This is a genomic window from Actinocrinis sp., assembly GCF_035938995.1.
Lineage (GTDB): Bacteria > Actinomycetota > Actinomycetes > Streptomycetales > Catenulisporaceae > DASZGI01.
Window position 1 is genome coordinate 1 of record NZ_DASZGI010000026.1, and the last position, 11,300, is coordinate 11,300.

Genomic DNA, 11,300 nt, shown 5'->3' on the forward strand with positions numbered 1-11,300 from the left:
GTCGTCACAGCGGGGCAAGGCATTCTGTCGGGCGCCGCGCCGTCGTGCAACGGCTTATCGGGTCCTCCCGTCCCCGCGGCGGGGCATCATTCACACTGGATGCCTGGACGAGCGCACAGTTAGCGGGTATGACCCGAACGGGCACAAGGAGGTCCGGGCTTCATGAGGAAGTTGATCGAGTCCACGCACGTCTCGCTCGGCGGAGAGATCGGCTCGCCGCAGAACTGGGCGTTCCCCTATCTGGACGACGACCACATGCACTATGCGACCGAGTTGCTGGAGTCGGCCGACGCGCTGCTGCTGGGGCGCCGCACCTACGAGGGGCTCTCGGCCGCCTACCCGGCCATGGCCTCGACCCCGTTCGTCGACCGGATCAACGCGATCCCTAAGTTCGTCGCGTCCACGACGCTGAAAGAGGCCGCCTGGAACGCCACGATCATCCCCGGCGACGTCGTCGAATTCGTTTCGGACCTCAAGCGCCGGCCGGGAGGCCACCTCGTCAAATACGGCAACGGCCCGCTGGACGAGCCGCTCATGGCGAACAACCTGATCGACGAGTTCCACCTGTTGCTGACGCCCGTCGCGGTGGGAGTGGGCCAGCACCTCTTCGAGGAGATCAAGGACGCTCCGCACCTGACACTGGCGGATGTGCGGCGTTTCGCCAGTGGCGTGCTGCTGCTCATCTACACGCCCAAGGTCGCCGAGGCCGCCGCCTGAAGCGACCTCAGGGTACGAGGGAGAAGCGGAGGAACTTGCCGAGGTCTCGCTCGACTTCGCCTTCCAGCTGCATGCCGAGGCGTCGGGCCACGTTGATGGAGGGCTCGTTCTTGGGGCGTATCAGCGCCACGACGATGCGGCCGGGGGACGCCTTAGCGGCCAGGGCCATGGCGGCGCGGCCAATTTCGGTGGCGTAGCCGTTGCCCCAGGCACTTGGGCGGAAGCGGTAGTAGAGGTTGATGAATTCCTCGCCGCGCAGGGGCGGGCGCACCCCGCCGAAACCCAGCACTTCGCCCGATGCGGGGTCTCGCACGGTCCAGTACCCGTAGCCCTCCTCGCGCCAGTGCCTGGCCCACAGCTCGAGCACGGGGCCGGCGGCCGTCGGGTCGATCATGGGTCCGGCGGGGTTGTGCACGTTGGTGGCCGGGTCGGCGTTGATGGCGAAGTACGCGTCGGCGTCGGTGGGGCTCGGGCGGCACAGCAGCAGTCGTTCGGTGCGCTGCCAGTACAGGCCGCGCGCGACGCCGCGCGGCAGGCTCGCGCCGGCGCCGGCCGGGAATGAGCCGAGCAGGTCGAGTCCGGCCGGGCGGTCGAGCTCGCGGCACATGGTCAGCACGTCGTGCCGGGTCCGCTCCACGGCGACGGCGTTGGGCAGCAGGCCGGTGCGCCGGAAGCCGAGGTTTTCGTAGACGGCGATCGCGCCGTGGTTGTTGCCGCGCACCTCGAGGCTGAGCACTTCGACGCCCTGCGCCTGCGCGTCGGCCGCGACGGCCTCGATCAGGGTCCGCGCCACCCCGGCTCCGCGCGCGTTCTCCACGACGGCCAGGCGGTCGAGTTCCGCGTGTACCCGGCGCGTCGGATAAGGGCTGCGCCGCCATTGTGCGGTCCCGATCACGCTTCCCTCGGCCCGCACCGCGACGGCGAGCCCGGCGTCGCCGCGGCCGGCCTCGGCGAGGAGATCCGCCAGATACGCGCGGTATTCGCGTTCGGTGACGGTCGGGGCGAGGCCGAGCGCTTCGCCCCGCGCGGCGGCGGCCACGAGGAGGGACGCGATCGGGGCGAGGACTTCGCCGGAAGGGCGCGGCGCGTCGGCCACGTTCCCCTCGCCGACCATGAACACGCTGAATGCGGCGCGTCGCTCCAACCCCATTACGCGATCATATGCCTCGCAGACACCAAGCTTCCTGCGCAGTCAGGAATATTCGCGGAGGACAGCCTGTTGGAGTGGACGTGAAGGTTGAGATTTACAGCGACATCGCCTGCCCTTGGTGCTACATCGGGAAGCATCGGTTCGAGCGCGCGCTCGCCGCGTTCCCCGACGCGGACTCGGTGGAGGTCGTCTACCGCCCGTATCAGCTCGATCCCGGCGCTCCCGAACAGGCGTCCTCGCACCGCGCCTATCTCGACAGTCGCTACGGCCCTGGCTCGGCAGCGATGGACGCGCGCGTCGCCGAGATCGGCGCGGCGGAGGGCATCGCGTTCGACTTCGACGACGCCCTCCACGTCAACACGCTGAACGGCCACCGGCTGCTGCGCCTCGCCGCCCTCAAGTACGGCCCGACGACTCAGGCGCAGCTGAAGGAAAAACTCTTCGCCGCGCGGTTCGCGAACGGTGGCAACGTGGGCGATCTCGATCAGCTCGCCGACCTCGCCGCCGAGGTCGGGATCGACCGCGAGCGCGCCGCCGCGTATCTGGCCTCGGACGAGGGTGCCAAGGCGGTTCGCGAAGAGATCGCTCACGCCCGTGCGCTCGGCATCACGTCCGTGCCGACGTTCGTCTTCGAAGGCACGTGGGCGGTGTCCGGCGCCCAGGAGGCGAGCACCTTCCTGCAGGTCCTGGAGCAGGTGGCCGCCGAGCCCGGCGTCAGCGTTCGTGAAGATGCTGGGGAAAGCGAAGCGGACGCGTGCGCGGACGGAACCTGCGAGGTCTGACGCTACTTCTTGGTGCGGCCGCGCTTCTCGCGCACCCGCACCGAGATCTCGATGGGCGCGCCGACGAAGCCGAACTCCTCGCGCAGCCGCCGCTCGACGAAGCGCCGGTATCCGGCCTCGAGGAATCCCGAGGCGAACAGCACGAACCGCGGGGGCCGCGTCGAGGCCTGCGTCGCGAACAGGATCCGCGGCTGCTTTCCGCCGCGCACCGGGTGCGGATGCTCGGCCACCAGCGCGCCGAGGAAGGCGTTGAGCTTCGCGGTGGACACGCGGGTGTCCCAGCCCTCCAGCGCCGCCTCGATCGCCGGGACCAGTTTCTCCATGTGCCGTCCGCTCTGGGCGGAGATGTTCACCCGCGGCGCCCAGGTCACCTGCACCAGGTCCTGCTCGATCTCCCGCTCTAGGTAGAAGCGGCGCTCCTCGTCGAGCATGTCCCACTTGTTGTAGGCGATCACCAGCGCCCGTCCGGCCTCGATGACCTTCGAGACGATGCGGGTGTCCTGCTCGGCCATCCGCTCGCTGGCGTCGATCAGCACCACTGCGACCTCCGCCTTCTCGATCGCGGCGGCGGTGCGCAGCGACGCGTAGTAGTCCGCGCCGTAGGTCTGGTGCACGCGGCGGCGGATGCCTGCGGTGTCCACGAAGCGCCACGTTTTGCCGCCGAGCTCGATCAGCTCGTCGACCGGGTCGCGGGTGGTGCCCGCGACCGCGTCCACGACCACGCGCTCCTCCCCCGCGAGTCTGTTCAGCAGCGAGGACTTGCCCACGTTGGGCTTGCCGACCAGCGCCACCCGGCGCGGTCCGCCGCCGACTACCCCTACCGTGTCCGCGGGCGGTTCGGGCAGCGCGGCGAGCACCGCGTCGAGCAGGTCGCCGCTACCCCGGCCGTGCATCGCGGAGACCGGGTGCGGCTCGCCGAGGCCGAGCGACCACAGCGACGCGGCCTCCAGCTCCTGCTGCTGGTTGTCGACCTTGTTCGCGGCCAGGACCACCGGCTTCTTCGCCCGCCGCAGCACCCGCACGAACGCCTCGTCGGTGTTCGTCATCCCGACCGTGGCGTCGACCACGAGCACCACCGCGTCGGCCAGTTCGACCGCGATCTCGGCCTGCTCGGCGACGCGCGCGTCCATGCCCTCGACGTCGACCTCCCAGCCGCCGGTGTCCACCACGGTGAACCGCCGTCCGGCCCAGGTCGCGTCGTAGTAGACCCGGTCGCGGGTGACCCCGGGCACGTCCTGCACGACCGCTTCGCGCCGCCCGAGGATCCGGTTGACCAGCGTCGACTTGCCCACGTTGGGGCGCCCCACCACGGCCAGGACGGGGAGCGGCGCGGACGCGCCGGACTGCGCGCCGTCCTGGTCGAAGCCGTCCGGCAGCGGCTCGGCGTTGCCGAACTCGTCGACGAACTCGCTCGGGTCGAACGGCGCGTCCAAGTCGTCGTCGAACGCGTCGTGTTCCACAGTCATGCCCGGTCGTCCTTACGTTGTTTCGTGCTGGAGCGCGTCGGCCGCCGCCCGGCCGGTCGCGCGGCGCGCCTGTTCGACGTGTGCGCGCAAGGCCGCGCGCAGCGTCTCGCTCGCCTCGACCACCGCGCCCGGCCTTGCCGCTCACGGCTGCCGGACCGAGGTCGATCGGAGGGCCGTAGACCAGGTCGATGCGGGCCCGAAACCGCGGCAGCGCGCGGATCGAGCGGCCGCGCTCGCTCGAGCCGAGGCACGCCACCGGCACCACGGGAGCCCGGGAGCGCAGCGCGAAGTACGCCAGTCCATTGTGCATGGTGTCGAAGTCCCCGGCGGACCGCGTGCCTTCGGGGAACACCCCGAGCACGCCGCCTTGTTCCAGGGCGCCGAGCGCCGCGAGTACCGCGGCGCGGTCGGTCGCGGCCCGGTCCACGCTGATCTGGCCGAGCCAGTGCAGCGCCGGGTCGAGCGGTCCGCGGAACATCTCGCGCTTGACCATGAAGTGCACCGGACGGGGCGAGAGGCCGACGATCAGCGGGCCGTCGAGGAATCCAGAGTGATTTCCGGCCAGGATGACGGGTCCGGTGGCCGGGACGTGCTCCCGGCCGTGCAGCCGGATCCGCCAGAACGGCCGCAGCACGAACGGCCCGATCCGGCGCGCCCGCACCGCGCCGCGGGGATCGACGCTGTGGCGTGCAGGGGCGGCGGCGCTCATCAGCGCCCGGCCTGAGCCAGATCGACGACGCGGTCGATGGCCTGGGCGAGGGTGAGGTTCGTGGCGTCCACGAGCACGGCCCCCGGTGCGGCGTCGAGCGGCCGGGTGGTCTTCGCGTCCTCGGCGTCCCGGCGGGACAGGGCGGCCAGGGTGTCCGCAGCCACGTCGGCCAGTTCGGCGCTGCGCCGTGCCGCCCGGGCCTCGGCCGACGCCGTGAGATAGACCTTGCACTGCGCCTGCGGCCACACCACGTCCGCGATGTCCCGCCCCTCGACGACGATCCCGATGCCGTCCGCCAGAGCCGCGCGGATGATCTCCCGCTGGAGCGTGATCAGCCGGTCGCGCACCGGCTGGACGGCCGCGACGGCCGACACGGACGCGGTCACCCGGGCGGAGCGAACCGCGACCGCCACGTCCTCGCCGTCCACGCAGATCGCCGGATCCGCCGGATCGGTGCCCGACTCGACGCGCGGCTTGGCGCTGGCCGCGGCCACTGCGGCCGGGTCCGCGATGTCGACGCCGGCCTGCAGCATCCACCAGGTCATGGCGCGGTATTGGGCGCCGGTGTCCAGATAGCGCAGCCCCAACCGGGCCGCCGCACCCCTCGACACGCTCGACTTTCCCGATCCGGATGGCCCGTCCAACGCCACCACGATCGCCCTGTCCGCCACGCCCACGCCCCTGTTCCTGCCGCCGCAGTACTCGATCCGGACAACCTTATCGGTGCGCGAAGGTCGCCAAGACCGCGTCAGATGCTCAGCGCTGCACGTCCCAGCCGCGCTCGGTCAGCCGCTGGGCCAGCGTGTCCGCCGAGTCCGGCGCGACCTGCAGGGTGACCAGGCCCACCGCCTGGCCCGGCGAGTGCTCGATCCGCACGTCCTCGATGTTCACTCCCGCGGCGCCGGCCGCCGCGAAGAGCCGGGCCAGTTCGCCCGGTGCGTCGGAGAGCACCACCGCGACCGCCACGTAGTTCGCGCGCGGCGCGCCGTGCTTGCCCGGGATGCGCGACTGGCCCGCGTTGCCCCGCCGCAGAAGGTCGACCAGATCGGCTCGGCCGGTGCCCCGCTTTTCCAGGTCCTGCGCCCCCAGCGCGCGCAGCGCCGCGACGACCTTCGCCAGGTCGGCCGCGTAATCCTCCAGCACATCGGCGACCGCGGTCGAGTTCGCGGTCAGGATCTCCTCCCACAGGCGCGGGTCTCCCCCGGCGACTCTGGTCACGTCGCGCACCCCCGGCCCCGCGATCCTGGCCGCGTCCTCGTGGGCGTGCTCGAGCCGGGCCGCCATGAGCGCGGCGACCACGTGGGGGGTGTGCGAGATGAGCGCGACCGCGTGGTCATGCTCCGCCGCGTCCATGACGACGGGGACGGCGCCGCACAACGAGATCAGTTCCAGCGCCCGGTTCAGGGCCTCGCGGCCGGTGGCGCTCGCGGGCGTGAGCACCCAGGGCCGGCCGTCGAACAGGTCGGCGCGGGCGGCGAGCGGACCGGAGCGCTCGACCCCGGCGAGCGGGTGGCCGCCGATGTACGTCTCAGGATCGACGCCGCGCGCGGCGGCGGCGTGCTGCGGGTCGGCCTTAACGGAGGCGACGTCGGTGTACGTGCGGGCCAGCCCGCGTCCCTGCGCCTCGACAAGCACGTCGGCGACGTATGCCGGTGGAACGGCGACGATTGCCAGGTCGACCCGCTCGGGCGGTGCCCCGACCTCGCCCGCGCCCAGCGACGCGGCGGTGCGGAGGGTGTCCTCGTCCCGGTCGGCCAGGTAGACCCGGACCCCGCGCCGGTTGAGCGCGAGCGCCGCCGACGTGCCGATCAGCCCGGTGCCGATGATCGCCGCTGTACGCATTCTGGCTGCTCCCGCCGCTGGGTCCGACGCTATTGCGCGATGTCGCGGCGCAGCGCCGTGGCGCCGCCGAGGTAGACGTGCTGGACCTCCTGCTTCGAGCGCATCGTCTCGACGTGGGCCAGGATGCGCACCACCCGGGGCAGCGCCCCGGGCACCGCGATCTCGGTCGCGCACAGCAGCGGGGTGTCGACCAGGCCCAGCTCGCGCGCCGCGAGTGCGGGGAACTCGCTGATCAGGTCCGGAGTCGCGGTGAACACGATGGAGATGACGTCGTCCGGGGTCAGCCCGTTCGCCTCGAAGAGCGCGGTGACCAGTTCGGTCGTCGCCTTGAGGATCAGATCGCGCTCGTCGGCGTCGACCTGCGCCGCGCCGCGTACCGCTCGTACCGCCATGGCGATCGCCTCCTGAGCTCGCCGGTTGGTCATCTGTCCTGCTTGAGCCTATCCAGGGTGGCGCGTACGCCGCCATGGCGGAACGCGTGAGTCCATTTGGCGAGACGAGGCCCGCCTATCGCACCCCGGCGCGCACCTATCGTCGCAGCCTGACGCCCTGTTAGACGCGCAGAAGTCGACCGCGGCAGGACGCGACGAGGCCCGGATCGCTGATACGCTGGTAGCCCGTGGATGACCGGCCGAGCGCCACCCGGCCAATCGCTCGTAACGACCACGGGAGCCCCACGTTGGCACTGTCCAGCAGGTCTTCAGCCGCGAAGCATCCGTCCGGCCGACCCACCAAGCATCTCTTCGTCACCGGGGGCGTCGCCTCGTCTCTCGGCAAGGGGCTGACCGCGTCCAGCCTCGGCGCGCTGCTCAAGTCGCGCGGGCTGCGGGTCACCATGCAGAAGCTGGATCCCTACCTCAACGTCGACCCCGGCACGATGAACCCGTTCCAGCACGGCGAGGTGTTCGTCACCGACGACGGCGCCGAGACGGACCTGGACATCGGCCACTACGAGCGCTTCCTGGACACCGACCTGCACGGCTCGGCGAACGTGACGACCGGTCAGGTGTACTCCTCCGTGATCGCCAAGGAGCGGCGCGGCGAGTACCTGGGCGACACGGTGCAGGTCATCCCGCACATCACCAACGAGATCAAGGCCCGGATCCTGGCCATGGACGACGTCGAGGTGGGCGGCGCGCCCGTGGACATCGTGATCACCGAGATCGGCGGCACGGTCGGGGACATCGAGTCGCTGCCCTTCCTCGAGGCGGCCCGGCAGGTGCGGCACGAGATCGGGCGGGGCAACTGCTTCTTCCTGCACATCTCCCTGGTGCCGTACATCGGCCCGTCCGGTGAGCTGAAGACCAAGCCGACGCAGCACTCGGTGGCCGCGCTGCGCTCGATCGGCATCCAGCCGGACGCGATCGTGTGCCGCGCCGACCGGCCGATCCCGGACTCGATCAAGCGCAAGATCTCGCTCATGTGCGACGTGGACGAGGAGGCGGTCGCGACCGCGGCCGACGCCCCCTCGATCTACGACATCCCGAAGGTGCTGCACTCCGAGGGCCTGGACGCCTATGTCGTGCGCCGCCTCGACCTGCCGTTCCGCGACGTGGACTGGCGGGCGTGGGACGAGCTGCTGCGCCGGGTGCACCGTCCGAAGAACGAGGTCACCGTCGCGCTGGTGGGCAAGTACATCGACCTGCCGGACGCGTACCTGTCGGTCACCGAGGCGCTGCGCGCGGGCGGCTTCGCCAACGACACCCGGGTCAAGGTCAAGTGGGTGGCGTCGGACACCTGCGAGACGGACGCGGGCGCGGCGCGGCGACTGGCCGACGTGGACGCGGTGTGCGTGCCCGGAGGCTTCGGCGTGCGCGGCATCGAAGGCAAGATCAACGCGGTCAAGTACGCGCGCGAGAACAAGCTGCCGACGCTCGGCCTGTGCCTGGGCCTGCAGTGCATGGTGATCGAGACGGCGCGGCACCTGGCCGACATCAAGGACGCCGGCTCGTCCGAGTTCGACGAGCAGACTGCACACCCGGTCATCTCGACCATGGCCGACCAGGTGGACATCGTGTCCGGGGACGGCGACCTGGGCGGGACCATGCGCCTGGGCCTGTACCCCGCCACCCTCGCAGAGGGTTCTCTCGTACGTGAGCTCTACGGCACGGACAAGATCGAGGAGCGGCACCGGCACCGCTACGAGGTCAACAACGCCTATCGGGACAAGATCGCGGCCGGCGGGCTGGTCTTCTCCGGTACATCGCCGGACGGCCGCCTGGTCGAGTTCATCGAGCTGCCGCGGGAGATCCATCCGTATTTCGTGGCCACGCAGGCACACCCGGAGCTGCGCTCGCGCCCGACCCGCCCGCACCCCCTGTTCACCGGCCTCGTCGCCGCCGCCGTCCAACGCCGCTCGAAGACGCAGAAGGAGAAGTAGCAGAACGCGGACATAGCAGGAGGCGCGCACCAGAAGCACCAGCAACCCTCCTCCCCCACTGCGTACCATCCCCCATATGACGTTTCACATCGAGGAGTTGTCCGAGCCGATCGAGGACCTTCCGGCGAACTGGCCGGTGCTCGGCGGGAAGGATCTGGCCCACGGCGGCATCACCGTGTACCGGCGCGAGCGGGTGCGCATGGAGGACGGCACCGAGGCGGACCGCGAGTACACCCTGCACCCCGGCGCGGTCGGGGCCCTGGTGTACGACGAGGAGCGGGACGTGGTGCTGTCGCTGTGCCAGTACCGCCACCCGGTGCGCCGCCTGCTGTGGGAGCTGCCGGCCGGCCTCCTCGACGCCGAGGGCGAGACCCCCCTCGAAGCAGTCAAGCGCGAACTCTACGAAGAAGCGCACCTGGCAGCCAAGCGCTGGAACGTACTGGCGGACTACTACAACACAGCAGGCTCATCAAACGAGGCGATGCGTGTCTTCCTCGCGAGAGGCATCGCACCCGCAGACGGCGAGCAGTTCGAAAGGCAGGGCGAGGAGAAAAGCCTGCGCCCGGCATGGCTCGACCGCACGATGCTGACCGACGCCGTCCTGGCAGGCAAAGTCGGCAGCGGAGCGATGGTGGTCGGCACCCTCGCCCTCGCCACCGCCCTCAGCCTCCCCGACGGCCTTGACGGACTCCGCCCCGGCAACGCCCCCTGGTCCGCCCGCCCCTTCTGACGCTCCGCCACTGCCTGCCGCTGGCCCGGCGTCCGCCGGAACTGAGGCCCCCACCCGCCCTCCGCTCCGCGGCCTGGGCGCTCCGCGCATCACGCACCGCACGGCTCCTCGCTCCGCTCCAGGGCCGTGCGGTGCTATCTAAAGCTCTCGGCCCGTTCGCGCTCAATGGCGGCGCCCGGACGCTATCAGCCACCACCCCACTGCGCGCTTCCGGCCTGAAGCACGCGCTGTGCACAATCGTCGGTACTAGGTGCGAGTCAGGAACAGCCACGCATTGAGGACGCCACCAACCAGCGAAAGCACACTGGATGCGGCGACCCAGTACAGGCCGTCATCACCCGCGAGCTGCAGGCTTCCCCCCACCAGAGTGAGCACCACGACAGCCAGGTTCGGGCTGACCCGGTCGACGATCTGGGCCAGCCGCTCCTGCGCGCCGGGGTCGGTCGTCTCCTTCGCACGCCCGATAAGCACGAACACGACACCCACGACGATCGCCACCGCGACCAGACCTACGCCCAGCCCCGTCGCCGACGCCCCGGGGAGCACCAGCAGAAACGACAGCAGCAGCGGAAGCATGAAGAGGACGAGCGTCTGGCCCGCTAAGCCGCGCAGCGTGGGATGCCCGGCGATGCGATCAGCGGTTCAGCGACACGGCGACGAACAAAAGGCCCGTCAGCGCGCCCGACGCACTGCCGACAACAACCGCGAAGTTGCTCCAGTCCTGAGCCACCGTCCGACCTTAGCCCGCTACCCCACCCACGCAGCGAGAACGACGCAACAGCGGCTCCACAGACCGCATGCCGCTCGCCGCCATCCGACGCGTCCCGCGCACGACATACACAAGGCGCATGGCTCTCACCCTGCCGACGCCCGGACATGCGAGGATCACCCCATGCCTGAAGCCGTGCCGCTGCTCGTCCTCTGGGACATCGACCACACGCTGGTAACCATCACGGGCGTGGGCCAGGAGATCTACGCGCGCGCCTTCACTCAGGTCATCGGCAGGCCCCTGCTACACCTCCCGGACATGGCGGGACGGACCGAGCAAGCCATCGTCAGGGAGGCGCTGGCGCTGAACGGGGTGGAACCGGTCCACTCGTTCGACGCCTTCTACACGGCAATCGCTGTGACGGCGCGCTCGATGGAAGGCCAGATACGCGAGCACGGAAGCACTTTGCCAGGCGTCCACGAGGCCCTGACCCTCTTCGAGGCGAACGGCGCCGTGCAGTCGCTCGTCACCGGCAACCTCCCCGACGTCGCCGCGACCAAGCTCGAAGCCTTCGGCCTGGAAAGCTTCATCGACTTCGAAGTGGGCGGATACGGCGACGACAGCAGCGACCGCGCAGTGCTGGTCCGCCTAGCCATCGAGCGGGCTGAAGCCAAATACGGCCACGGCTTCAAGCCAGAGCACGCCATCGTGATCGGGGACACGCCTCACGACGTGAAGGGCGCGCACGACAACGGCGCGGTGGCCGTGGCTGTGGCTACCGGTTCGAGCAGCGTTGCCGTGCTCACCGCCGCCGG

Annotated in this window: 11 protein-coding genes and 1 pseudogene; 5 read left to right on the forward strand and 7 right to left on the reverse strand. The window is 70.6% G+C overall.

Features of this window, described 5'->3' with window-relative positions; genetic code table 11:
* Window positions 1-162: 162 nt before the first annotated feature.
* Window positions 163-717 (forward strand): dihydrofolate reductase family protein, encoded by a 555-nt coding sequence (locus VGZ32_RS01525; RefSeq protein WP_326883934.1) that lies wholly within the window; start codon window positions 163-165, stop codon window positions 715-717.
* A gap of 7 nt (window positions 718-724) precedes the next feature.
* Here the strand turns inward: VGZ32_RS01525 and VGZ32_RS01530 are convergent, their stop codons facing one another.
* Window positions 725-1,867, reverse strand: a complete 1,143-nt coding sequence (locus tag VGZ32_RS01530) for a GNAT family N-acetyltransferase (protein ID WP_326883935.1) — start codon at window positions 1,865-1,867, stop codon at window positions 725-727.
* A gap of 80 nt (window positions 1,868-1,947) precedes the next feature.
* On the opposite strand from VGZ32_RS01530, the gene VGZ32_RS01535 reads away from it, so the two are divergent.
* Window positions 1,948-2,649, forward strand: coding sequence for a DsbA family oxidoreductase (locus tag VGZ32_RS01535; protein WP_326883936.1), 702 nt, complete (start codon window positions 1,948-1,950; stop codon window positions 2,647-2,649).
* Window positions 2,650-2,651: 2 nt separating this feature from the next.
* Here VGZ32_RS01535 and der read toward each other — a convergent pair whose 3' ends face one another.
* From der to aroH, 5 genes and pseudogenes are all read right to left on the reverse strand, one after another.
* Window positions 2,652-4,115, reverse strand: coding sequence for a ribosome biogenesis GTPase Der (gene der, locus VGZ32_RS01540; RefSeq protein ID WP_326883937.1), 1,464 nt, complete (start codon window positions 4,113-4,115; stop codon window positions 2,652-2,654).
* Window positions 4,116-4,422: 307 nt separating this feature from the next.
* Window positions 4,423-4,824 (reverse strand): annotated as a pseudogene (locus VGZ32_RS28545) (lysophospholipid acyltransferase family protein); the annotation flags it as partial.
* Window positions 4,824-5,501 carry a (d)CMP kinase gene (gene cmk / locus VGZ32_RS01545; RefSeq protein WP_326883938.1) on the reverse strand — a complete coding sequence of 226 codons (678 nt, stop codon included), beginning with the start codon at window positions 5,499-5,501 and terminating at the stop codon, window positions 4,824-4,826. The gene cmk and the pseudogene VGZ32_RS28545, both read right to left, overlap by 1 nt.
* 79 nt (window positions 5,502-5,580) lie before the next feature.
* Window positions 5,581-6,666 (reverse strand): prephenate dehydrogenase, encoded by a 1,086-nt coding sequence (locus tag VGZ32_RS01550; protein WP_326883939.1) that lies wholly within the window; start codon window positions 6,664-6,666, stop codon window positions 5,581-5,583.
* A 29-nt stretch (window positions 6,667-6,695) separates the two neighbouring features.
* Complete coding sequence (aroH, locus tag VGZ32_RS01555) at window positions 6,696-7,058, reverse strand: chorismate mutase (RefSeq protein ID WP_349263444.1); 363 nt, start codon at window positions 7,056-7,058, stop codon at window positions 6,696-6,698.
* 287 nt (window positions 7,059-7,345) lie between these two features.
* On the opposite strand from aroH, the gene VGZ32_RS01560 reads away from it, so the two are divergent.
* Together VGZ32_RS01560 and VGZ32_RS01565 are read left to right on the forward strand one after the other, a co-directional pair.
* Window positions 7,346-9,046: a CTP synthase gene (locus VGZ32_RS01560; protein WP_326883941.1), complete on the forward strand. Its 1,701-nt coding sequence runs from the start codon at window positions 7,346-7,348 to the stop codon at window positions 9,044-9,046.
* A gap of 76 nt (window positions 9,047-9,122) precedes the next feature.
* Complete coding sequence (locus tag VGZ32_RS01565) at window positions 9,123-9,776, forward strand: NUDIX hydrolase (protein WP_326883942.1); 654 nt, start codon at window positions 9,123-9,125, stop codon at window positions 9,774-9,776.
* Window positions 9,777-10,022: 246 nt separating this feature from the next.
* Here VGZ32_RS01565 and VGZ32_RS01570 read toward each other — a convergent pair whose 3' ends face one another.
* Entirely contained in the window at window positions 10,023-10,352 is a 330-nt protein-coding gene (locus VGZ32_RS01570; RefSeq protein WP_326883943.1) for a hypothetical protein, read from the reverse strand.
* Between the two features lie 316 nt (window positions 10,353-10,668).
* Between VGZ32_RS01570 and VGZ32_RS01575 the strand changes: the two genes are divergently transcribed.
* Window positions 10,669-11,300, forward strand: a 632-nt coding sequence (locus VGZ32_RS01575; RefSeq protein WP_326883944.1) for an HAD hydrolase-like protein, incomplete at its 3' end; no start/stop codon positions are given.

Bases quoted from the DNA above. Each gene is read 5' to 3' on its own strand.
- VGZ32_RS01570 (WP_326883943.1), bottom strand. From the start codon at position 10,352: ATGCTTCCGCTGCTGCTGTCGTTTCTGCTGGTGCTCCCCGGGGCGTCG.
- VGZ32_RS01525 (WP_326883934.1), top strand. From the start codon at position 163: ATGAGGAAGTTGATCGAGTCCACGCACGTCTCGCTCGGCGGAGAGATC.
- VGZ32_RS01565 (WP_326883942.1), top strand. From the start codon at position 9,123: ATGACGTTTCACATCGAGGAGTTGTCCGAGCCGATCGAGGACCTTCCG.
- der (WP_326883937.1), bottom strand. From the start codon at position 4,115: ATGACTGTGGAACACGACGCGTTCGACGACGACTTGGACGCGCCGTTC.
- VGZ32_RS01550 (WP_326883939.1), bottom strand. From the start codon at position 6,666: ATGCGTACAGCGGCGATCATCGGCACCGGGCTGATCGGCACGTCGGCG.
- VGZ32_RS01530 (WP_326883935.1), bottom strand. From the start codon at position 1,867: ATGGGGTTGGAGCGACGCGCCGCATTCAGCGTGTTCATGGTCGGCGAG.
- aroH (WP_349263444.1), bottom strand. From the start codon at position 7,058: ATGGCGGTACGAGCGGTACGCGGCGCGGCGCAGGTCGACGCCGACGAG.